A 23,197-nucleotide genomic window follows, 5' to 3' on the forward strand; every position below is an offset into this window, starting at 1 on the left:
GCCGGAGGCCGCGCCATGGTCGATATCGCCACCCGTGTCTACAATCACCGCTGGAAGATGGATCCGATCGTCCGCTCACTCATCGACACCGATTTCTACAAGCTGCTGATGTGCCAGTCGGTGTTTCGCAAACGCCCCGACACGACGGTCACCTTTTCGCTCATCAACCGCAGTAGATCCATCCGCATCGCCGACCTGATCGACGAGGGCGAATTGCGCGAACAGCTCGACCATATCCGAACCCTCTCGCTGTCACGCGGCGAGAGCACCTGGCTGCGCGGCAACATGTTCTACGGCAAGCGCCAGATGTTCACCCCGGAATTCATGGAATGGTTCGAGGCCCTGCGCCTGCCGCCCTATCATCTCGAAACGCGCGATGGCCAGTATGAGCTGACATTCGAGGGAAAATGGCCCGAGGTGATGATGTGGGAAATCCCCGCCCTCGCCGTTCTGATGGAATTGCGCGCCCGCGCCGCGTTGGGCAGCATGAAGAAATTCGAGCTTCAGGTGCTCTATGCCCGCGCCATGACGAAACTCTGGGAAAAGGTCGAACGCCTGCGCCCCATCGGCGCCCTGCGGATCGCCGATTTCGGCACCCGTCGCCGCCATTCCTTTCTCTGGCAGGACTGGTGCGTGCAGGCCATGCGCGAGGGTCTGGGCGACCGGTTTGTCGGCACCTCGAACTGCCTGATCGCCAAGAACCGCGATCTCGAGGCCATCGGCACTAACGCCCATGAACTGCCCATGGTCTACGCCGCTCTGGCCGAAAATGACGAGGCCCTCGCCCGCGCCCCCTATGACGTGCTCTCGGACTGGCACGAGGAACATGATGGCAACCTGCGCATCATCCTGCCAGACACTTATGGCACCAAGGGATTTCTCGAGAACGCCCCCGACTGGCTGGCGGGCTGGACCGGCATCCGCATCGACTCGGGCCTGCCTGAGGAGGGGGCGGAGATTGCGATCGACTGGTGGACATCGCGTGGCGAGGATCCCCGGCAGAAGATGGTGATCTTTTCCGACGGGTTGGACGTGGATCGCATCGTCTCGCTACATAAGCGCTTTTCGGGCCGTGTTCGTACCTCATTTGGTTGGGGCACGTTGCTGACCAATGATTTCAGGGGATTGACGCCGGATGATGCCCTGGCGCCGTTTTCCCTTGTTTGCAAGGCCGTGGCGGCCAATGGCCGGCCTACTGTCAAACTCTCGGACAATCCCCGCAAGGCAATGGGGCCGAGAGACGAAATCGCCCGGTATAAACGGGTTTTCGGGGTGGGCGAGCAGGAGGAAGTTGAGGTGGTGGTCTGATCCCCTCACCCGTTAGCCCCGCACAAACAGGGGTCTTTCGCCACGCTTGCGGTGCATCCTCCCGATGCGGCGACTGCTGCATTTCCGTACGGTTCAGGCGCTGAACCCTACGGCTTTTGCCCGGCCTGTTCCTTGCGGGAATGAAGAAGGCAGCGCCCCCTCCTGTCCCCAATTCACGCAAAAGTGAAATGGTTATGCTGGATCGCTTTGGTTGGCGGGCCTACTAAAATTTACGATCGGGGAATTCGGTCGGGGTCGGCGTTCTTCGCTGAGGCAGGGTAAAGGATGACGAGATGCTGATCAGGCTTTCCGGGGTGACGGGTTTCTTCGAGGATCTGGAGCCGCAGATCACCGTTCTGCCCGATGGCGGATATGTCGTGGTCTGGCAGGGGCAGACGCCCGATCAGGGCTGGGACGTGTTCGTCCAGCACTTCGACGCCTTCGGCAAGGAAGTCGCGCCCATGCAGACCCTGCAAGGGGCGACCGGCGCGCTCGACGATACCGTTCCCCAGGTCACCGCGCTGCCCGATGGCGGCTATGTCGTGACCTGGCAGGGCGCGACCGCGGACAACCAGGGCGTCGACATCTTCGTGCAGCAGTTTGACGCCGCGGGCAATCAGGTTTCCGACTTCCGCATGCAGGGCGTGGGGGGCAACCAGAACGACGTCACGCCGCAGATCACGACGCTCGCCGATGGCGGCTATGTCATAACATGGTCCGGCAGCGGCACGAGTGGCGCGGGCAGCGAGATATTCATACGGCAGTTCGATGCCGACGGAAACCCAGTGAACGCCGCCAACACCCGTCTGAACACCGGGCTTGGGAACGTGCCTGATAACAGCCCGCAGATCACCGCGCTGCCCGATGGCGGCTATGTGGTGATCTGGACCGGTGGCACGGGATCGCTCAATCAAGGCGGCGACATCATGGTGCGGCAGTTCGACGCCGCCGGAAACCAGATTACCAATACCATGTTGCGGGGAGAGTCCGGAAATTTTGTGGATACCCAGTCGCAGATCGCGGTTCTGGCCGATGGCGGCTATGTCGTGGCCTGGCAGGGGCAGACGACCAGTCAGTCCAATGACGTGTTCCTGCAGCGGTTCGATGCCGCCGGTAATCAGCTGTCCCGCACCACTTTGCAGGGGCAGCCGGGGAATTTCACGGATACCGCACCGAAGATCACCGCACTGGCCGATGGCGGCTATGCCGTGGTCTGGGAGGGCAGGGATTCGAACCAGACGGGTCCGATCAGGAACGACATCTACCTGCGGCAGTTCGATGCCGCCGGAAATGTGGTCGTCAGCGAACGGCTGCAGGGTGTGCCGGGTGATCCTGATAGCTTCAATGATCAGCGTGCGCAGATTGCGGCGCTGGTTGACGGCGGTTACGTGGTTGTCTGGCAGGGAGATACGGATGATGGAGAGGGTTTCGACATCTTCACGCGGCAATACGATGCCGACGGCACGCTGGTCGCCGAAAACCGCCTGGCGGCCTTTGGCGCCGTGGTAGACACGAGGCCGGACATCATCCCGCTGCCCGGCGGCGGCTACCTAGTGGTCTGGGAGGGGGGCACCCTGGACGGTCAGCGACGTGACATCTTCATCAACCGCTTCAACGCGCTGGGCGAGCCCGTCTGCTTCACCCGCGGCACCCTGATCGAGACTGCAAGTGGCCCGGTTCCGGTGGAGCGGCTGGCGGCGGGGGATATGCTGCGCACCCTCGATCACGGGTTCCGACCCGTGCGGCTGGTCTGCCGCACCGCCTGCGACAGCATCGACCTGCGGCTGCGCCCCGCGATCCGCCCGGTGCGGATCACGGCGGGGGCGCTGGGCAACGGGCTGCCGCAGCGCGATCTGCTGGTCTCGCCGCAGCACCGGATGCTGGTCAGCTCACGCATCGCGGAGCGGATGTTCGGCACCACCGAGGTGCTGATCCCGGCGATCAGGCTGACCGCGCTGCCGGGGGTTTTCATTGACGAGAGCGTGACGGAGGTCGAGTATTTCCACGTCCTCCTCGACGAGCATCAGGTGATCTTCGCCGAAGGCGCGCCAAGCGAGAGCCTGCTGACCGGCCCACAGGCGTTGCGGGCGGTCGGCGCCGCGGCGCGTGAAGAAATCCGCGCGCTCTTTCCACAGATTGCCGAGGCGGAATACGCCCCCATTCCGGCCCGCCCGGTCCCACTGGGCCGTCAGCAGAAAAAGCTGGTCGAACGCCACAGCCGCAACCGTCGCCCCGTGCTATAGGTGGGGTAGGGCACGCGCTGTCGGCGGCCATGCAGGACAAATCCGACTGATCGAATACTTGATATACCTGACGCCCGGAGCGTCAGGTGATTAAAGGATACAGTAATGGTTGAAGGTCAGATTACGGTGTTCAGGGTGAGCCGTGCCAACGTGACTGGCAGCTGGTCCACCGCCAACCCCCGGAATGTATTTGACCCGCCCCAGACCGGAACGCTCAGAGATAATGACGGGTTTCTGGAAACGGCGGATAACGGCGCCGCCATGTTCAATGGCCGCGCGGTGACATATCGGGGGAGCGGCACGGCGACCTTTGCCTTTTCAGGGCCGAACCAGTCATTCACCGTCGGGGTTGCCTTCTTTCGGGCGAATGGCGTCAACTACATGGTTATCCTGAACCGGCCGGTCGGGATGACCCGGGATCCGGGTCAGGCCACAATTGTCACGGTCAGCAATGTTTCCGGTGCGAGCGGCGCACAGATTCTGGAAAGCCCCGTCTGCTTCACTCGCGGCACGCTGATCGAGACCGAAAATGGCCCGGTGCCGGTGGAGCGGCTGGCGGTGGGCGACATGCTGCGTACCCTCGACCACGGGTTTCAGCCCGTGCGGCTGGTCTGTCACACCACCTGCGATGCGATTGACCTGCAACTGCGTCCCGCGATCCGCCCGGTGTATATTCTGGCGGGAGCGCTGGGCAACGGTCTGCCGCTGCGCGACCTGAAGGTCTCGCCGCAGCACCGGATGCTGGTCAGCTCACGCATCGCGGAGCGGATGTTCGGCACCGCCGAGGTGCTGATCCCGGCGATCAAGCTGATCGGACTGCCGGGGGTTTTCATCGACAGGAGCGTGACGGAGGTGGAGTATTTCCACGTCCTGCTGGACGATCACGAGGTGATCTTTGCCGAAGGCGCGCCAAGCGAGAGCCTGCTGACCGGCCCCGAGGCGCTGCGCAACGTCGGCGCCGCCGCGCGCGCCGAGATCCGCGCGCTCTTTCCCCGGATCGCCGAGGCGGAATACGTTCCCAGTCCGGCCCGCCCGATACCATTGGGCCGTCAGCAGAAGAAGCTGGTCGAACGCCACGGTCGCAACCGTCGCCCCGTGCTGAAGGCGGGATAGGGTCTCACTGCTTGCTGACGACTCGTCGGAACACGCGCGTCACGATCACGAAGAAGAGCGGCACAAAGACTACCCCGAGCACCGTACCCGAGATCGTTCCGCTGAGCACGCCCGAACCGATGGCGTTGCGTCCGCCGGAGCCAGCGCCGGAACTGAGCACCAGTGGTAGCACACCCAGGGAAAAGGCCATCGAGGTCATGATGATCGGACGGAAACGCTGGCGGGCGGCTTCGGCCACGGCGTCGATGACGCGCTCGCCCGCGACGTGCCGTTCGCGGGCGAATTCCACGATCAGGATCGCGTTCTTGCCGGTGAGGCCGATCACCGTCAGCAGGCCCACCTGAAAGAACACGCCGTTCTCGAATCCGCCCAGCCATGCGCCAGTGAGCGCGCCGACAATGCCGATGGGCATGGCCAGCATGACGGCAAAGGGAATCGACCAGCTCTCGTAAAGGGCAGCGAGCGACAGAAACACGGCGGCGAGCGAAAGTGCATAAAGCAATGGCGCCTGATTGCCGGATTCGCGCTCCTCGAGCGAGAGACCGGTCCAGGCCAGTTCGTAATCGGGACCAAGCTGTGCCACCAGCCGCTCCATCTCGGCCATCGCCTCGCCGGTCGAGACGTCCGCTGCGGGTGAGCCCTGCAACTGCACCGAGGGGATGCCGTTGTAGCGATAAAGGCCCTGCGCGCCGTAATTCCAGCTACCTTCGGAAAAATTCGAGAACGGCACCAGCCCGCCGCTGGCATTGCGCACCCGCCATTTCTCGATATCCGACGGGGTTGCCCGCGCCTCGGCCTCGCCCTGGACATAGACGCGCTTGATCCGGCCCTGATCGAGAAAATCGTTCACATAGGTGCCTGCCCAGGCGACCTGGAGCAGTTGCCCCACATCGGTGGGCGTCAGCCCCATCGCCCCGGCCTTGCGCCAGTCGATATCGAGGTTGAACTGTGCCGCATCCTCAAGCCCGTTGGGGCGGGCGGATGCAATGAGCGGGCTTTGCGCCGCCATGCCCAGAAGTTGATTGCGGGCCGCCATCAGATCGGCATGGCTCTGCCCGCCGCGCGCCTGAAGGTAGAAATCGAAACCAGAGACGTTGCCCAGTTCAATAACCGAAGGCGGCACGACCGGGAATACCATCGCATCGCGGATCTGGCTGAAGGCACCAAAGGCACGGCCCGCCAACGCCTGCACGCTCTGGTCCGGTGCCTTGCGTTCATCCCAATCCTTGAGCTGGACAAAGGCCAGGCCCATGTTCTGACCATTGCCCGAAAAGCTGAAGCCGACGACGCCAAACATGGAATTCACCACCTCGGTTTCCTGATTGAGGTAGTAATCCTCGACCTGTTTGACGACCTCCAGCGTTCGTTCGGCACTGGAGCCGGTGGGCGTCTGGATGAGGGTAAAGAGGATGCCCTGATCCTCTTCGGGCAGGAACCCGGTTGGCGTGCGCAGGAACATCAGCGCCATGCCGACCGCCAATGCCAGGTAGATCACGAATACCCGCACGGGTCGGCGCACCGACCAGCGCACCGTGCCGCTGTAGCCGTTGGTCAGCCCGTTGAAGCCTTTGTTGAACCAGGCGAACGGTCCCCGCACCGCCTCGTGGTCCTTGGCCCTGAGCAGCGAGGCGCAGAGCGCGGGCGTCAGCGTGATCGCCACCACCACCGACAGCGCCATGGCCGAGACGATGGTGATCGCGAACTGCTGATAGATCACGCCGGTAGAGCCGGGAAAGAATGCCATCGGCACGAACACTGCCGAGAGCACCATGGCGATACCAACCAGCGCGCCGGTGATCTGGCCCATGGATTTATGCGTCGCTTCGCGCGGCGGCAGGCCCTCTTCCTCCATGATCCGTTCGACGTTTTCCACCACGACGATGGCGTCATCCACCAGCAAGCCGATGGCCAGCACCATCGCCAGCATCGTCAGCGTGTTGATCGAGAACCCGGCTGCCGCCAGCACGCCGAACGTGCCCAGAAGCACGATCGGCACGGCAAGCGTGGGAATGAGCGTGGCGCGCAGGTTTTGTAGAAACAGGAACATCACGAGAAACACGAGGCCAATTGCCTCGAACAGCGTCTTGACCACTTCCTTGATCGAGATTTCGACAAAAGGCGTGGTGTCATAGGGGATCACGTAATCTACGCCGTCAGGGAAGAAGCGGGCGAATTCCGCCATGCGGTCCTTGACCGCGCGGGCGGTGTCGAGCGCGTTGGCGCCGGGGGCCAGCGTGATCGCCATGCCCGCCGCCGGATCGGTGTTGAACCGCGCCGTGGTGGCATAGTTCTCCGCCCCGATCTCGACCCGCGCCACGTCATCGAGCAGCACCAGACCCCCATCGGTTTCGGCGCGCAGCACGATCTGGCGGAAATCCTCGGGGGTGCGGAGCAGCGATTGCGCGGTGATCGTGGCGTTGAGCTGCTGGCCGTCGACGGCGGGGCGGGCGCCAAAGGCACCGGCAGAGATCTGCGCGTTCTGCGCCGAAACGGCGGCCACCACATCCGAAGGCGCAAGGCCGAACGCCGCCAGCTTGGACGGGTCAAGCCAGATGCGCATGGCATATTGCGCGCCGAAGACGCTGACCGAACCGACACCTTCGATCCGGCTCAGCTCATCCACAAGATTGGTGACCATGTAATCTGACAGATCCACTTGGTCGAGGCTGCCATCGGTCGAGATCATGCCGACGACCATCAGGAACCCGGCAGAGGATTTTTCCACCGTGATGCCCTGTCGCTGCACGATCTCGGGTAGGAGGGGCGTGGCCTGACCCAGCTTGTTCTGCACCTGCACCTGCGCGATATCGGCATCAGTGCCGGTCTCGAAGGTCAGCGTGACCTCGGCGCTGCCCGCCGAGGTCGAGCGTGACGAGAAATAGCGCAGGCCGTCGAGCCCGGTCATCTGCTGTTCGATCACCTGTGTCACCGTATTGGCGACCGTATCGGCAGAGGCCCCCGGATAGCTGGCCGAAACCGTGACCGAGGGCGGCGCGATCTGCGGGTATTGCGCGACGGGAAGGATCTGGATTGCCAGTGCGCCGATTCCCATGATGAGAATCGAGATGACCCAGGCAAAAACCGGGCGGTCGATGAAGAAACGTGCCATGCGGTATATCCTCTGCCCGGTTATTGTTGTGCGCCGGGGCTGCGTTCTTCGGGTTTGACCGTGGCGCCCGGGGCGGTTTTCTGAAACCCGGCCACGACGATCCTGTCACCGGGTTCAAGTCCGTCATCCACAACCCAGGCATTTTCCCGATCCTGAAGGATACTGAGCGTGCGTTCCTCGATCACATCCTCGCCGTTGACCACCCAGGCCAGGGGCCGCCCGCGACGGTCGCGGATCACCCCCTCTTGCGGTACGAGATAGACTGCCTCGGCCACCTCGACGGGCAGTTCCACCTGCACATACATGCCTGGCAGGAGCAGCAGATCAGGGTTGTCGAATTCCATGCGAAGGGTCACCACGCCGGTCTGCGGATCGACATTGGGTTCTGCAGCTTTGAGGTGTCCGGTCTCGCTGTAATCCGTGCCGTCCGCGAGTTTGAGCCGCACCGTAGCATCCGCGCCCTCCAGTTCGCGCTCTGTCTCGCCCCGCCGCCAGCGCAGAAGGTCGGCGGCAGATTGGGTGACATCGACATAGACCGGGTCGATGTTGCGGATCACCGCCAATGGTTGTGCCTGACTGGCGGTCACGAGCGCGCCCTGCGAGGTCTGCGAGAGACCAATGCGGCCCGAGAGCCGCGCCCGAATCGTGGTGCGCGACAACTCGATCTCGGCTGAGTTGAGCTGTGCTTCGGCCAGTTCGAGCCCTGCCGCCGCTGAATCACGGGCCGATGTCGCCTCGTCCAATGCCTGTTCGCTGGCCACATTGCGCGACTGCAACTCTTCCAGCCGTCGTGCCTCGCGCTCGGCAGCGCTGAGTTGTGCCTGGGCCTGCGCGACGCTGGCGCGAGCCTGCCGGACGGTGGCCTCATAGGTGGCCACGTCGATCTGAAAGAGCGGGTCACCCTCGGCCACGTCCGCGCCTTCGTCAAACAGGCGCTCGGTGATGATGCCGTTGACCTGCGGGCGTACCTCGGCCTCGGCCGAGGCGGCCACGCGACCCGGGAGGAGCGAGGTCAGGGTCACGTCTTCGGGCTCCAGTGTCACGACGGTCACGGGAACGGGCTCTTGCCCCTGTTGCGCCCCGGCGATGCCCGGCAAGAAACAGACACAGGCCGCAAGCGAGAAGATGAACCCTGGAAAATAAGTCATCAAAAGCCCTTTCACGATAAAGGATTGGCACGGATGCGTCCGCTGAATTATAAAACGAACGGGTTTTGTAAATATGACACGCTCGAAAATGGCAAGCGTTCTTGTAGCAGCGCACAGCAACCGTGCGAAATCAAGATTGGTCCATGCGGGATAACATGCAAAATTCCGATGCCTGCGACAATATCAGGCGCGGACGGCCTGTTACGCGCTCACCCGAGGCGCGGCGCGCGGCGATCTTTGCGGCACTCGAATCGGTTCATGCCGAGGAGGGAATGGACAGGGCGACGATGCAGGCGATCGCGCGGCGCGCCGGCATGTCCAAGCGAACGCTCTATGACATCTTTCCCAGCCGCACGGCGCTGCTGCGCGGCTATCTGGACACGGTCGCCGATCAGTTCATCCGTCCACTGTCCGCCGCTGACGCCGCCCTGCCGATCGCCGAGCGGCTCGACGGTCTGTTTTCGCGCAGACCACGGCATCAGGGCTATGGTTTGCCACTGGAAATCCTGCGTGCGTTCATTGCGCAGGTGCCCTCTGCGCCGGAGATCGGGCATGATCTGGTGGACAAGCTCATGCGGCGCGACCTGCGCATCGTTGTCGGGGAACTGGAGCGCGGCGTCGCGCGCGAAGAGGTCGTCATGGCGGACACCGAGGCTGCCGCCGCCCTGCTGCTCGACATGTTGCGGCCATGGCCCATGGAATCACTGCTCGATCCGGAACGGCTGGCGACACCGGAAGGATTCGCCCGCCGTCGCCGTCTTGCCATCGAGGTGTTTCTCAACGGGGTGGCCGTGTGCCGATAAACCCGACGCACCCCATCGTGGCGCCGGAAGCGTTCCGGCTCATCTTTGCCGGGCAAGGTGTCTGTTAAGCCAGTCGCTGAACTGTCTTGCGGCGGGGACCTGTTCGCGGATCGCGATGTAGTATCCTTCACGGGCGGCGATGCTGCCGGGATGCGCCGGGATAAGCAAGCTCCGCTCTACCGCATCACGCCCCAGAAGCGCGCTGACAAGCGCCACACCGGCACCGTTTGCTGCGAGGTTCAGGGCCATGCCGTAGGAGTCGACGAACAGCACGGGCTGCAACCCGGTCAGCCCATGCGCCGCGCCAAAGGCATCCCAGCCGACCGAAGTGCCGACGGCTTCGATCAGGGGAAGGGTCTGCAGGGACCCGGACAGCGCGGGCGATTTCAGCGCAATCAGATCGCTGGGTCGGAGGGGGAGGGCATGCAGGCCGACCTGCCTTTCCGAACCGAAGCGTATCTCGACATCGGCGACGGCCGAGATGAAATCGTCCGGCCAGATGGCGCTGACAAGCCGCAGGCGCAGATCGGGATGGAGGGCCTGAAACTCTGGCAGCCTGGGCGCGATGACCCATTGAGCGACACTGACCGAGGTCGCGATCGTCAGCATCGCCTCGTCGGGCGCCGCGTCAAAGGCCAGCGTGGACGCCTGCAACAGTTCCAGTGCAGCGCCCACCTGCGGCAGGAGTTTGCGCCCGGCGTCGGTGAGCGCGAGCCCGCTCGGGCTGCGCAGGAAGAGCGCGGCGCCAAGCCGGGTTTCCAGCGACTTGATCTGTTGGCTCACGGCCGATTGCGTCAGTCCGATCTCGTCAGCGGCCCGGGTAAAGCTGAGGTGCCGGGCCGCGACCTCGAAGGCCCGGAACCATTTTACGGGGGGTAGTGAACGGGCCATGGCGCACCAGTCATTACATTTCCTAATGCACTAGCCCCTTTTTCTTTAATTTGTCAAAGCGGCAGCGCTTGTTTAGCCCCTGAAGGGCGAACAGGAGGACAAGAATGCAGCCCGAAATCCGCAAGATTGCAGTTTATGATGAAGAGATCCGTATCGAGGGGTTTCGACCCACTGCTGCGCCGTGGCGCATGTTCGCGGCTGCGGCTGTCGTCAGAAATCCCTGGGCGGGGCGTTACATCGAGGATCTCAAGCCCGAGATACACGCCTATGGCCCGGTGCTGGGTAAGTTGCTGACCGAACGGATGATCGCACTGGCCGGAAGTGGCGAGGCGATCGAGGCCTATGGCAAGGCGGCGGTCGTCGGGCTGAACGGCGAGATCGAACATGCCTCGGGTCTGATCCACACGCTGCGCTTTGGCAATCACTACCGCGAGGCGGTCGGGGCAAAATCCTATCTGGCATTCACCAACACTCGCGGTGGGGCGAATGCACCGATCATGATTCCGCTGATGGACAAGAACGATGCCGGGCGGCGATCGCATTACCTGACCATTCAGTTCGCGATCCCCGATGCACCGCGCGATGACGAGATCGTGGTGGCGCTGGGCGGCGCGGCGGGCGGGCGACCGCATCAACGGATCGGCGACCGATATCAGGATCTGAAGGATCTGGGGCATGACCTGGACAACCCGGCCGCGGTTTGATCTTGGTGACGGTCTTTCGGGGATCGTCGCCGGATCCGGCGCACTCGTGCTCTTGATCCACGGGGTCGGGTTGCGGGCAGAGGCATGGGCGCCGCAGATCGACGCGCTGTCCCGCTATTTCCGTGTGATTGCCGCCGATTTGCCCGGCCATGGCAAAAGCAGGCTGGGCGCAGAGGCGGCGCTGGAGGACTATACCGCAAGGCTGGCGCGGGCGCTGAACCACCCCGCCGTGGTGATCGGTCACTCGATGGGAGCGATGATCGCGCTGGATCTGGCGCGGACGGTTCCGGGCAGGGTGCGGGGCGTGGCCGCGCTGAACGCGATCTTCCGCCGTGGCCCAGAGGCGAAAACCGCCGTGCAGGCCCGTGCCGAATATCTGTCCGGCGCGGTGCGGCCCGATCCCGAGCCGACCCTGCGGCGCTGGTTCGGCGCGGCCGATACCGAGGCGCGGCGGATCTGCCGAACCTGGCTGGAAGGTGTCGATGCGGCAGGCTATCGCGCGGCCTATGGCGTGTTCGCCCGCGAGGATGGCCCTTCCGACGCGACGCTGCGGGGGCTGCGGTGTCCGGCGCTGTTCATGACGGGCGGGCAGGAGCCAAATTCGACCCCCGCCATGTCCGAGGCGATGGCCGCACTGGCCCCGCGGGGGCGGGTCGAGGTCGTTTCGGATGCCGCACATATGATGCCGATGACCCATTCCGCCGGGGTGTCCGAGAGGCTCTTGCGGTTCGTGAAGGAGTGCCAGAATGACGACGATTGATCCGATTGATCTGCGCAAGGCATTCGGGCGTTTCATGACCGGCGTCACGGTGGTGACCGCACGGGCCGAAGATGGCGCGCCGGTTGGTTTTACCGCCAATTCCTTCAGTTCGGTTTCACTTGATCCGCCGATGCTGCTGGTTTGTCCGGGCCGGTTTCTGTCGAGCCACGGTGTCTTTGAAACCTGTCGGCATTTCGCGGTCAGTGTCCTGGCCGAAGGGCAGGAAGATGTGTCCAACACCTTTGCCGGTTTCAAGGGCGACCGGTTTGCACGGGTGGCGTACCGGGACGATTGTCACGGGGTTCCGGTGATACGCGGCGCGGTGGCGCAGTTTTCCTGCCGCACGGCACAGGTCATTCTGGCGGGAGATCATTCCATTCTGATCGGCGAGGTCGCGCGGATGTCGGACAATGGCGGCCGTGGTCTTGGCTATGCCGAGGGGCGATATTTCAGCCGCGGGCTGGAACAGGTGGCGGTGACCGGGCCGGGGACAGTACGGATCGCGGGCGCAATCGTTGAATGCGACGGCGATGTGATTCTGGAACAGACGCCTGACGGGCTGCGACCGCCACAGGTTGAGGTTCCGGGCCGCGTCGGGCTGCGTGAGGCGCTGGTCGCCAAGCTTGCCGGGCGGGGGCTGACGGTATGCCCCGACCGGGTCTATTCGATCTTCGATGATGGCCGGACTGGGGCGGATTATGCTTATTTCCTAGCCGGCGGCGCGCTGGATCACGGGGCGGGAGCATTTCGCCGGTTCCGCGCGGATCAGCTTGTCGTACAAACCTACACGAGCGCCGCCATCGCCACGATGATGGCCCGCTATGCAAGGGAAACCCGGCATCGCCGCTTTGGTCTCTATCTCGGGGACGAGCGCAGCGGCGAGGTTCACGACTTTCAACATCAGGGGAGTTGAAGATGGATTTTTCACTGTTCGCCCATATGGAACGCCTGACACCGGATCAGCCCCATGAAACGTTGCATTCGGATTTCATCGACCTGTGCAGGATGGCGGACGAGGGCGGGATGCGCGCCATATGGACCGGCGAGCATCACGGGATGGAATTCACCATCGCTCCGAATCCGTTCATCTCGATCGTCGATCTGGCGCATCACACCCGGAATGTCCGGCTTGGGACAGGCACGGTGATCGCGCCGTTCTGGCATCCCATCCGTCTGGCCGGAGAGGCGGCGATGACCGATCTGATCACCGGCGGGCGGCTTGAACTGGGCATCGCGCGCGGGGCATATTCCTATGAATACGAGCGGATGATGCCCGGGATGGATGCCTGGGAGGCGGGGCAGAGAATGCGCGAATCCGCGCCCTTGCTGCCGCGACTCTGGGGTGGGGACTGTGCGCATGAGGGCACGTTCTACAGCTTTCCGGCCTCGACAGCGGTGCCCAAGGCGGTACAGGCCGGTGGTCCGCCAATCTGGATCGCGGCGCGTGATCCCAACAGCCATGAATTCGGGGTTGCCAACGGGTTCAACATCCAGGTGACGCCGCTCTGGCAGGGGATCGACGAGATCAAATCGCTGAAACAGCGTTTCGACGCGGCGGTCGACCTGCATCCGGGCCGAAAACCCAAGATCATGCTGCTGCATCATGCCTATGTCGGCGCGGATGCCAATGACGTGGCACAGGCGGCAAAGGAGATTTCTCGCTACTATTGCTATTTCGGGGCATGGTTCCAGAACAAGCGCCCGGTGTGCAACGGCCAGATCGCCCCTCTGAGCAAGGAAGAGATTGCCGCCAACAGCATGATGGCCCCGGAAAACCTGATGCGCGATCTGACCATCGGAACCAGCCGGGAGGTCATCGACCGCATCAGGCGTTACGAGGATATGGGGTATGACGAATTCGCCTTCTGGATCGACACGGGTATGACGACGGAACGCAAGCGCGCCTCGCTGGCGCGGTTCATCGACGACGTGATGCCTGCTTTTGCATGAGGATGCCAATGACCGGAACACCGCATTATCAACTCTACATAGACGGCGCGCGTTGCGAAGGTGCGCAGGGTCAGGTGATGTCGTCCGAAAACCCCGCAACGGGCGAGGTCTGGGCGACGTTTGCCTGTGCCGCCGCAGAAGATGTGGACCGGGCAGTCGCCGCCGCCCGGCGTGCGCTGGAGGCGCCGGAATGGCGGGATCTGACCCAGACGCAGCGGGGCAGGCTGCTCTACCGGCTTGCCGATCTGGTGGAGGAGAATGCGCAGCATCTCGGGCGGATCGAGACCACCGACAGTGGCAAACTGCTGACCGAAACCGTCAGCCAGACCGCCTATGTGGCCGATTACTATCGTTACTATGCCGGTCTGGCCGACAAGATCGAGGGGGCAGTGCTGCCCATCGACAAGCCTGACATGCACGTCTTTACCAGGCGTGAACCGATCGGCGCGGTCGCCGCCGTGGTGCCGTGGAATGCGCAGATGTTCCTGACCGCGACCAAACTGGGCCCGGCGTTGGCCGCAGGGTGCGCCGTCGTGCTCAAGGCGTCGGAGATTGCCCCGGCACCGATGCTTGAATTTGCACGGCTGATCGAAGAGGCTGGTTTTCCTCCCGGTGTCGTGTCGATCATCACCGGGGATGCCGCGAACTGCGCCATCCCGCTGACCCGGCACCCGGACGTGGATCGCATCGCCTTTACCGGAGGCCCCGAAACAGCGCGGCACGTGATCCGCAACTCGGCCGAGAATTTCGCGGTCACCACGCTTGAGCTTGGCGGGAAGTCCCCGATCCTCGTCTTCGAAGACGCCGATCTGGATGGGGCGGCCAACGGGCTGATTGCTGGCAACTTTGGCGCTTCCGGGCAAAGCTGTGTCGCGGGGTCGCGCGGGCTGGTGCAGCGTCCGGTGTTCGACGAGATCATCGGGCGGATAGAGGAAAAGTCAAAAGGTATCATCGTGGGTGATCCGCTTGATCCTGCCAGTCATCTGGGACCGCTTTGCACCGCCGCGCAGATCGAGAGGATCAGGCAAACCCTTGCGCGTGCCGAGCAGCAAGGGGCCAGGATCCGCTTTGGCGGCAAGGCGATAAACCGAGCAGGCAACTTCATGATGCCCACGCTGGTCGACTGCCCGACGCCCGAAATCGCGACGCTTTCGACCGAGATGTTCGGCCCGGTGATGTCGCTGCTGCCCTTCGATACCGAGGAAGAGGCGATCGCATTGGCCAATTCGACGGAATACGGGCTGGGATCGGGTGTGTTTACCAGCGATCTTGCCCGCGCACATCGCGTGTCGAACCGTATGAGGGCGGGAATCTGCTGGGTGAACACATATCGGGCGATCTCGCCCATTGCGCCGTTTGGCGGTTTCAATGCCTCGGGCTACGGGCGCGAGGCGGGGCTGGACGCGGTGCAGGATTACACGCGGACCCGAACCACATGGATCAACATGTCGGACAAACCGATGGCCAACCCCTTTGTCATGCGGTAACCGGAGGGGCTGTCATGGTTCTGACATCAAGCAGCAGAGGCCGAAAGTGGCAGGCACCCCTCATGCACCCAGTTTCCGGCACAGGTAATTCTCCAGCAGGCGCGAGATGTCATTGTCAAAGCCGTTCCATGGCAGGCTGCCGCAAAAGGTGATGGAACCCACCGCAAACACCGATCCGCCCCCCGGCAGGTCGAAACAGATCATGTCCGCGTGTTTCGCCTCTTCCTCGGGGACGCCTGTCAGGTTTGTCAGGTGTGTCAGCTGTTCCTCGGGAACCAGCATGAAATCCTTGTTGTCGCCGGCCGAACGTGCCAGCAGCACATGGTTCTGTGGCGAGCCGATGCGCTGATCGACGTGATCCAGTTCGAATCCCGCCGCGCCGTTGCCGCTGAACCCGTAATTGCCAAAGAGATCCTCGGCGACACCCTCGAACAGCCAGTCGAATGCCGGATCGTGGCAGACGCGCTGATAGGGTGCGCCGTGGAATTCGCCTTGCGCGGCAAAGCCTATCCCGACAAGGGCCTGCGGGGCCCGTCCGCTGCGCCTCCAGAGGCCGCCATAGGTGCCGTCGAAGGCGTTGTAATATTCACCCGGCTCTGCCGCCCAGGCGCGGATGCCATCCTCGGCGCGGCGAATTTCGAGCAGGCTGTCGTTCTCGGCATGGCGTGCGATGCGCCAGTAGAATCCGTTGCCCCCAAGGTAGAGCAGATTGCCGCCAGCATCCCGATAGTCGCGCAGCGCGTCCAGAGTTTCGGCGGTGTGATATTCGGGGTGGGTCGTGGTGGTGACCGCCTTGTAGCCCGCCAGCACGCCCGCGCCTTCGGCATGCAACTCGTGATCGGTGATGATATCATAACCGATGTCCTTGGCGTGCAGCCAACTGATCAGATGGCTGTCGGCCGGGAAATGCCGCAACCCGGAACAGGTGGTCGCTCCGAAGGTCAGAAAGCCGGGTCGAAAATTGAATAGCGGTCTGCGATGGGAAGCGTGACAGATACCCGACCCGTCGGAGTGGGTGTTATAGGTGGAAAGGCCGTAATCTGGATATTCCGCAGGGTTATGGGGATATGCCCCCCAATCCTGCATGCGCCCCTGCCACGAGGGATCGTAATCGGGGCGGGCGTGGTTGCCGTAGACCACATAGGTAAAGGTCGGGATCAGCACGCAGAGATCCGCGCGCCGCAGGCCCTTGGGAGGACAGATGTAAAACGGCATTTCATCGCTGCCGTCATCCGCTTCGATATGCATGACATAGACGCCGGAGGGCATATCTGCGGGTACGGTCAGGGTAAAATCCGTTTGCCAGCCGAAATCATAGATATCGTCCTCATGAAAATGGATGGCGCCATAATGCGCGGGCTTGTGCCGCCAGCACATCTCGGAGGCGTCCCAGAGCGAGCCGGTCATGGCGCGGGTGGGAAAATTGACGAGGTGCAGAGCCGGTCCTGTCAGAGCAGGCACATGGCAAAGCGGGATGGAGGCCGAGAGATCCCATGCAGCAAGTGCGCCGTTCGTTCCGGTGATGGCCGGGGCCTCTATCTTGCCGTTGAAGAAATCCGTCACTGCGTTTCCGGTCAGACGTGCCGCAAGGCTGACGGAGGCGGTGATGTCGACGCGCGGCAACTTACCCGCTGCGTCATGTGTTTGGCGGCTATGGTGCCCAAGTGTCGTCTGGGCTAGGGTTACCCGGTCGTCTTTCAGACCGGCTTCGATGTGCGTCCAGCGATGCATCGGTAGCGGTTTGTCCATCGTCAATCTTGCATCAGCGACCGCCACGAAAAGACAGCCATCTGCGTTCAGGCCCAGAGTTAACGGCCCGCAGGACAAAACCGCCTGATCACGGCCATTGAGATGCGTGGGCAGGATGGTCGCGCTCAGCGTGATCGCTTCTTTTGCGGCCAGCGTGAGAGGTTCGTGCGTGATCCCATAAGAGCCGGGATGGAACGGCTGATGCCGGGCAGGCAGGTCGCGCGGGGCGAACCATGCGCTTGCGTCTTCTTCGGCGATGCCCGTGCCCGTCGGGTTCGGGTCGGCGCAGATCGACCGTGTCAGCCGGGCGCGGAAACTGCCGCCAAGCGTCGACGACACCTTGAAGGCGATTGTCTCACCCGGTCGCGCCGACAGGCGGTCGGTATAGCCGGTCAGGGGGGGCTCTTTCATTCGGCTACCTCAGTTGCGGACCATAAACGAGATCGGGCAGCCAGGTCACCCAGCCGGAGAAGAAGACGAGAAGCAGAAGCATCAGTATGTAAGGGATGAGCAGGGGCAGAACCCCGACCGAAATATCCTCGATGGTGATCTTGCTGATCCGCGCGGCAACAAACAGGTTCACGCCGATGGGTGGCGTCAGAAAGCCGATCTCGCAGGTCATCACGGTGAAGATGCCGAACACCACCGGGTCGATGCCAAGGTTTGTCACCAGCGGAAAGAATACGGCGGTAAAGATGATGATCTGCGGGATGCTTTCGAGCCACATGCCGACAACGATGTAGAACACCCCGATCAAGAGCATGATGAGCCAGGGATAGGCCACCAGCCCCTGGAACAGGTCGAGAATCCCGCTGGGAATGTCGAAGATCGTCACCAGTTGACCGAACGCCTTGGTTGATCCGAGGATGAACAGCACCGAGCCGATGACAATGGCGGTAAACTTGAACGCCTGCAGTAATTTCGCCCAAGTCAGCCCTTTGTAGATGAACAAACCCACAAACAGGCCGTAGGCCACTGCGACCGCTGCCGCCTCGGATGGGGTGAAGATGCCTGCGTAGATGCCGCCCAGGATCAGGATGGGTGCAAAGATTGCCCATTTTCCGTCCCACATGGCCCAGAGCAGCGGACCCCAGTGAAACCGCTCGCCGGTACCGCCATAATTATTCTTCCACGAGATCACGAAAACCACGACCATCAGCATCAACCCCAGAAGGATACCGGGCACGATACCTGCCAGAAACAGGCGCGGGATCGAGACATCGGTAACCAGCGCAAAGATAATCAGGAGGTTCGAGGGCGGGATCATGCTACCCAACGCCCCGGCCGAGGCCGCGATTGCCCCAGCAAAGCGCGAGCGGTAGCCCTCTCGCTGCATGGCGGGGATAGTGATGGAGCCGATGGCGGCTGTCGTAGCCGGGCCAGAACCCGACAGCGCGGCAAAGAACATGCAGGCGACCACGGTCACAAGCCCCATCCCGCCCTTGTAGGTGCCGACAAGGCGTTGCGCGATGGCTACCAGCTTTTCGGACATGCCGCCCTGTTCCATCAACTGTCCCGCCAGAATGAACAGCGGGATCGTCACCAGCGGGAATGGTTCGAACGCCGTCCAGGCCGCCTGCGCCATCAGTGTCAGTGGAATATCGGCGATCAGCAACCCGGCGACCGTAGCCAGACCGGCGGCAAAGGGAATTGGCACGCCGATTGCCATTGCAAGGACAAAGGCGGCGGCCATGACAAGGGGGCCGTTCATAGCGGCAGATCCTTCCAGCCGTCACGGCCCCAACGCCAATAGACCTGCAGTATGCGAAACAGCATCAGGGTAAAGGCCATGGGAATGATCATCTGAACCCACCGCTGCTCTATGCCCAGACCGGGGGTCATGTAGGTGACGTTGAACAGCAGTTGCGTGTAGATCGTGGTCTGCACGATCATGAAGATGACGAACCCGGCCCAGAGAACATCCGCCAGAATCACCGCGCCGACCTGCAGGGCACGCGGCAGGCGGCTGAGTAACAGGGTAATGCGGATGTGCGCCCGTTCGCGCACCGCCATCGTTGCCCCCAGATAGACCGCAAAGATCATGCCGTAGACTGCGGTCTCTTCGGCCCAGGCCGCCGCAGTGGAAAAGAAGTAGCGCAGGATGACCTGCAGGAGGACAGAACCGACCACCACCACGAGGCAGAAGGTGCAGATCACCTCTTCGAAATATCTGTCGATTCTGGACAGCATAACCCTGCCTCCGCCCGGAAGGTGCCAAGGGGCGCGGGGGCAATGCCCCCATGCGCCGTTTCAGATGTTATTCCGCTTCTGCGCGGATTGCTTCGACCAGAGCGATGAAGTCCTCACCCTTGTCGGCGGCATAACGGTCCTGCACCCGCAGGCCTGCCTCGATGAACCCGGAGCGATCGAATTCGGCCGTTTGCATGCCGCCCTCGCCGGTCAGGAAAGCGCGGATGTCGTCGATCTGCTTTTCCATCTCCTCGCGGTGGTACACGCCCGCCTCTGCGGCGGCCCGCATGACGGCATCGCGCTGCGCGTCGCTCAGCTTGTTCATCACGCGATCGCTGGCAAACAGTGGCGAGAAATAGGTGAAATGTTCAAGCGCCGTGAAATAGGGCATGATTTCATAGAATTTCTGCGACTGGATGAAGGAGGTGCCATTGTCGGCCCCCTCGACTGTTCCAGTTTGCAGCGCAGTGGGCGTATCCGCCCAGGGCAGAGGAATGGGAGCCGCACCAAATTCCGTATAGGTGTCGATCATCACCTGGTTCTTGGGCACCCGGACCTTCAACCCCTTCATGTCCTCGACCGAGGTGATCGGATTTCTGGAGTTGTAGAAATCGCGATCCCCCACAAAGCCGTAGGTCAGCAGATGTACGCCCGTGGCGGCCTGAAGCTGTGCCGCGAAATCGCGTCCGACCTCGCCTTCGAGCACGCGGTAGGCGTGATCCTTGTTCTGGAAGATATAGGGCAGCACGAATGCGTCCATCAGCGGGAAATGCGGTGAGATGTTGTTGCCGGTGATGACGAACATGTCGACGGTGCCCAGTTGCATCGCCTTGAATGCCTCGTCCTCGCCCATCAGCTGGCCGCAGCAGCGGACCTTCACGTCGATGCTGCCGCCGCTATATTCCTCGACCAGTTCCTCGAACTTGTCGGCGAGCACGGCATAGGTGCTGGTTTCGGCGGCTGCATAGCCCAGGTTGATGGTGACATCCTGCGCCGATGCAGCCCCGGCGATGAGCGAAAGGGTCGCAAAGGACCCTGCGAAAAGGCGCATTGATGAATGTAACATGATTGCTCCCTGTTGGATTACGGATTTGTTGTTTTTGTGAAATCAGGGTAGCCGCACATTATCTGCAAGTATAATATCAATTGATTAGTTTTTGATGCATAATAGGTATCATGAAAATCGGCCTGCGCCATATCCGCTATTTTCTGGTCCTTGCCGATGACCTGAATTTTCGCCGTGCCTCCGAGCATCTTCATATTTCACAGCCGGCGCTCACGCGCACGATCCAGCATCTCGAAGCGGAGTTGAAGGTTCTGCTGTTCGAGCGCTCGCAGAACTTTGTCCGCCTGACCGACGCGGGCCGGGCCTTTCAGGAAGGGGGGCGGCGGGTACTTAACGGTATGGAGGCCACCATTGATCTCACCCGCCGCGTCAGTATCGGAGAGGCCGGAGCGCTGCGCGTCGGATATACCGATTTCGCTATCGCCGGGGCGCTGCCGGAACTGCTCAAGCAGTTTCATCAAAAGCATCCCGGGATCACCGTCCGACCGCATCACGGGGTTACCGCAACGCAGCTCGAGGAGTTGCAGGATGACAAGCTGGACATCGGGTTTATCACGGGTCCGGTTCGCCATCCGGGTTTTCAGAGTCGGGTGGTGCAGAATGACCGCCCGATCTGCATCGTGCCCGAGGGGCATCATCTGGCCATGCGCAGGTCTGTTACACTCGCGGATCTGGCAGAGGAGGATTTCGTCCACGGCCCGGCGGAGGCCTGGGCACACTTTTACGACTATCTCTTTCCACTTTGCCGCCGAGCGGGCTTTCAGCCGCGCATCGTGCAGGAAGCGTTCAATTCGGTGGGCATCCTTGGTCTTGTGTCCTGCGGCATGGGCATCACCATACTGACCGAAAGCATCTACGACTTTGCGACTGGCGGATTGGTGCCGTTGCCCATCAGCGACATTTCAGAGGTGATGGTCACCGAGGCGGTGTGGCTGTCCGACAATCTGCGCCTGCCGACACAGCAGTTCGTTGACTTTCTGGCACAGCAGGACATCGGTTGAATCGATGAAACCGCGCACGGCAAGGTGGATGCACCGGACGCGGACACCAACTGGATCGGCGTGATCCGTTCGGTGACCGAGATCGGAACGGCAGAGCAATCGGCTTACGTGGGCAGGCTGCTCATGATGGTCGCACGGCTGACGCATGATTTCGAGGTTGCTTCGGCTATTACGCGGCCTCCGGCCGCGCGCCTGGCATCCGTCCCAATGCATCGAGGAAGAACGGGCGGAATCCCTTCGGGTGCTCGCTCATCGGGAAGTGGCCCAGTTCCTCCATCACCGCGAGCGTCGCACCGGGGATCGCAGCGGCGGTCCGTCTGGCGCTCAAGTGTAGCGGTTGTCATTGTCTCTCCTCCTCACTCTGCCGCGACCCGTGTGTCGGATGCGGTCTTGCGTTCTCTGGCGATGGCCTGCACCATGCGCTCTGACAATTGTTTGTGCTGGATGACGAACAGCCCCTCATCCTCGTTCGTGCTCCCGACAAGATCGGGTTGACGCCCAATGCCCCGGCATCCTCATCCGAACCGTGGATCCATTGGGTCGCGCCACGGCAGATGTCGTTCCACCTGGCACGCGCCCCTACCCTCACAGCGCGTGTCGGTGATATATTCCGAACCGGCTGCCCATCCCGGTAATCAAGCGATACGCCGGTCCACCAGGCGGTGGACCGGCGCGTCGTGTCGGTTATTCTTCTTCGATGCGCTCGACAATTGCCGTGGCATAGGCATTGACGAGGGCGTTGTAGAAATCGTCCTGCGAAGGCGGCACGATGATCCAGCCTTCCGGGGCGTCGGTCTCGCCGGTGACGGCAGACATTCGCAAGACATAGCTGCCGATCACGTCGTCTGGCGTGCTTGCCTCCGAGTTGGCTGCGGTGTCTTCGTTGGGCCCTGTATAAGTGGTCACCGTGCCCTCAAGCTGATTGAATTCGCCCGATTCCGGCAGAACCGTATTGCCGTTGATGGCAACCTTGTTGATCTCTACGGAGATCTGCGGCGCCTTGGCGGTATCGTCAACCGTCACCTGCGATGCGATGGCCTTGGTTATGTCATCTGCCAGTGTCGGCCAATATTCGAGGACATTGTTGTCCTCGTAGGCGCTGAGGTCAGCATTGACCGCGACGCCGGACAGGGTTTTCTCCATTGCGGCGAGCGGGCCGCCGACAGCCAGCGCGATGCCAGTCAAAAGTGCCGTGGTCCAGAGAAGTTTCATTTTCAGTCTCCTTTTATTGATCCTCGTCGAAAAGGCGCTGTGCGGTGACTGCTCAGCGATCTGTACCGCGCCCGTCTTCGAGGTGATATGCAGGGTGAACGTGCCCGGAGCAGTTTGGTTCCATCCTGACGGAGAATTGACGCGACGGAGTGAGAGTGCTTGCAGGTCCAGCCTGCTCTGGATCATCCCGTCGGCATAGTCAGGGTTCTGATCAGTTCAGCGCAGGGGGCGCGACAATGCGCTGTTGTGTCTGCCCTGAAGCGCGGTCCGGTGGACGCGCCATCCCAAGGCTGTTGTCACCCTGTCAATCTTGAGCATCCTGCGCCGTGTCTGTCACCACTTGCCCCGCGCGCTCGATATCCTTACCGGCGCCCTTTACCGTTTCACAGGCGGCAAGAGCCCCCATGACAAGCAAGGAAATAAGTGAAATTCGTGAACGTCTCATTGCGATCTCCGTTTGATG

The 23,197-nt window shown here is 62.2% G+C and carries 19 protein-coding genes and 1 pseudogene; 10 read left to right on the plus strand and 10 right to left on the minus strand.

What is annotated here, in order from left to right:
* The first annotated feature begins 15 nt into the window (after positions 1 to 15).
* From pncB to BSG08_RS05310, 3 genes are all read left to right on the plus strand, one after another.
* Entirely contained in the window at positions 16 to 1,308 is a 1,293-nt protein-coding gene (pncB, locus tag BSG08_RS05300; RefSeq protein ID WP_093033136.1) for a nicotinate phosphoribosyltransferase, read from the plus strand.
* 293 nt (positions 1,309 to 1,601) lie between these two features.
* On the plus strand, positions 1,602 to 3,551 hold the full coding sequence (locus tag BSG08_RS05305) for a Hint domain-containing protein (RefSeq protein ID WP_093033139.1): 1,950 nt from the start codon (positions 1,602 to 1,604) through the stop codon (positions 3,549 to 3,551).
* 105 nt (positions 3,552 to 3,656) lie between these two features.
* The gene (locus BSG08_RS05310; protein WP_093033142.1) at positions 3,657 to 4,664 is read left to right on the plus strand and encodes a Hint domain-containing protein; all 1,008 of its coding nucleotides are present in this window, start codon (positions 3,657 to 3,659) and stop codon (positions 4,662 to 4,664) included.
* A 4-nt stretch (positions 4,665 to 4,668) separates the two neighbouring features.
* Here BSG08_RS05310 and BSG08_RS05315 read toward each other — a convergent pair whose 3' ends face one another.
* Positions 4,669 to 7,773 carry an efflux RND transporter permease subunit gene (locus tag BSG08_RS05315; RefSeq protein WP_093033145.1) on the minus strand — a complete coding sequence of 1,035 codons (3,105 nt, stop codon included), beginning with the start codon at positions 7,771 to 7,773 and terminating at the stop codon, positions 4,669 to 4,671.
* 20 nt (positions 7,774 to 7,793) lie between these two features.
* Positions 7,794 to 8,921, minus strand: coding sequence for an efflux RND transporter periplasmic adaptor subunit (locus BSG08_RS05320; protein ID WP_093033148.1), 1,128 nt, complete (start codon positions 8,919 to 8,921; stop codon positions 7,794 to 7,796).
* 143 nt (positions 8,922 to 9,064) lie between these two features.
* Here BSG08_RS05320 and BSG08_RS05325 point away from each other — a divergent pair, with 143 nt between their 5' ends.
* Complete coding sequence (locus tag BSG08_RS05325) at positions 9,065 to 9,724, plus strand: TetR/AcrR family transcriptional regulator (RefSeq protein WP_093033151.1); 660 nt, start codon at positions 9,065 to 9,067, stop codon at positions 9,722 to 9,724.
* A gap of 39 nt (positions 9,725 to 9,763) precedes the next feature.
* Here the strand turns inward: BSG08_RS05325 and BSG08_RS05330 are convergent, their stop codons facing one another.
* Complete coding sequence (locus BSG08_RS05330; protein WP_093033154.1) at positions 9,764 to 10,615, minus strand: LysR family transcriptional regulator; 852 nt, start codon at positions 10,613 to 10,615, stop codon at positions 9,764 to 9,766.
* Between the two features lie 104 nt (positions 10,616 to 10,719).
* On the opposite strand from BSG08_RS05330, the gene BSG08_RS05335 reads away from it, so the two are divergent.
* From BSG08_RS05335 to BSG08_RS05355, 5 genes are read left to right on the plus strand one after another with little or no spacing between them, the layout of a single operon-like run.
* Positions 10,720 to 11,319 (plus strand): amino acid synthesis family protein, encoded by a 600-nt coding sequence (locus tag BSG08_RS05335; protein WP_093033157.1) that lies wholly within the window; start codon positions 10,720 to 10,722, stop codon positions 11,317 to 11,319.
* A complete protein-coding gene (locus BSG08_RS05340; protein ID WP_093033160.1) occupies positions 11,291 to 12,079 on the plus strand; it encodes an alpha/beta fold hydrolase in 789 nt (262 codons plus the stop codon). Before BSG08_RS05335 ends, BSG08_RS05340 begins: the two co-directional genes overlap by 29 nt.
* Positions 12,066 to 12,992: a flavin reductase family protein gene (locus BSG08_RS05345; protein WP_093033163.1), complete on the plus strand. Its 927-nt coding sequence runs from the start codon at positions 12,066 to 12,068 to the stop codon at positions 12,990 to 12,992. The genes BSG08_RS05340 and BSG08_RS05345 overlap by 14 nt, the downstream gene beginning before the upstream one ends.
* Before the next feature lie 2 nt (positions 12,993 to 12,994).
* Positions 12,995 to 14,029, plus strand: coding sequence for an LLM class flavin-dependent oxidoreductase (locus BSG08_RS05350; protein WP_093033166.1), 1,035 nt, complete (start codon positions 12,995 to 12,997; stop codon positions 14,027 to 14,029).
* An 8-nt stretch (positions 14,030 to 14,037) separates the two neighbouring features.
* A complete protein-coding gene (locus BSG08_RS05355; protein ID WP_093033169.1) occupies positions 14,038 to 15,516 on the plus strand; it encodes an aldehyde dehydrogenase in 1,479 nt (492 codons plus the stop codon).
* A 60-nt stretch (positions 15,517 to 15,576) separates the two neighbouring features.
* Here BSG08_RS05355 and BSG08_RS05360 read toward each other — a convergent pair whose 3' ends face one another.
* The 4 genes from BSG08_RS05360 to BSG08_RS05375 form a co-directional block, all read right to left on the minus strand.
* Positions 15,577 to 17,676, minus strand: coding sequence for a N,N-dimethylformamidase beta subunit family domain-containing protein (locus BSG08_RS05360; protein ID WP_093033172.1), 2,100 nt, complete (start codon positions 17,674 to 17,676; stop codon positions 15,577 to 15,579).
* Positions 17,677 to 17,680: 4 nt separating this feature from the next.
* On the minus strand, positions 17,681 to 18,976 hold the full coding sequence (locus tag BSG08_RS05365) for a TRAP transporter large permease (protein WP_093033175.1): 1,296 nt from the start codon (positions 18,974 to 18,976) through the stop codon (positions 17,681 to 17,683).
* Complete coding sequence (locus BSG08_RS05370; protein ID WP_093033178.1) at positions 18,973 to 19,455, minus strand: TRAP transporter small permease; 483 nt, start codon at positions 19,453 to 19,455, stop codon at positions 18,973 to 18,975. Before BSG08_RS05370 ends, BSG08_RS05365 begins: the two co-directional genes overlap by 4 nt.
* A 67-nt stretch (positions 19,456 to 19,522) precedes the next feature.
* The gene (locus tag BSG08_RS05375; protein ID WP_245770595.1) at positions 19,523 to 20,521 is read right to left on the minus strand and encodes a TRAP transporter substrate-binding protein; all 999 of its coding nucleotides are present in this window, start codon (positions 20,519 to 20,521) and stop codon (positions 19,523 to 19,525) included.
* 110 nt (positions 20,522 to 20,631) lie between these two features.
* Here BSG08_RS05375 and BSG08_RS05380 point away from each other — a divergent pair, with 110 nt between their 5' ends.
* A complete protein-coding gene (locus tag BSG08_RS05380) occupies positions 20,632 to 21,522 on the plus strand; it encodes a LysR family transcriptional regulator (RefSeq protein WP_093033183.1) in 891 nt (296 codons plus the stop codon).
* 169 nt (positions 21,523 to 21,691) lie between these two features.
* Here the strand turns inward: BSG08_RS05380 and BSG08_RS19640 are convergent.
* The 3 genes and pseudogenes from BSG08_RS19640 to BSG08_RS05395 all read right to left on the minus strand — a co-directional run.
* Positions 21,692 to 21,844 (minus strand): annotated as a pseudogene (locus BSG08_RS19640) (alpha/beta fold hydrolase); the annotation flags it as partial.
* 362 nt (positions 21,845 to 22,206) lie between these two features.
* The gene (locus tag BSG08_RS05390; protein ID WP_093033186.1) at positions 22,207 to 22,734 is read right to left on the minus strand and encodes a hypothetical protein; all 528 of its coding nucleotides are present in this window, start codon (positions 22,732 to 22,734) and stop codon (positions 22,207 to 22,209) included.
* Positions 22,735 to 23,038: 304 nt separating this feature from the next.
* Entirely contained in the window at positions 23,039 to 23,179 is a 141-nt protein-coding gene (locus BSG08_RS05395) for an entericidin A/B family lipoprotein (protein ID WP_093033189.1), read from the minus strand.
* Between the last annotated feature and the right edge of the window lie 18 nt (positions 23,180 to 23,197).

This window comes from Roseovarius azorensis, assembly GCF_900109455.1.
In the GTDB taxonomy this organism is placed as follows: domain Bacteria; phylum Pseudomonadota; class Alphaproteobacteria; order Rhodobacterales; family Rhodobacteraceae; genus Roseovarius; species Roseovarius azorensis.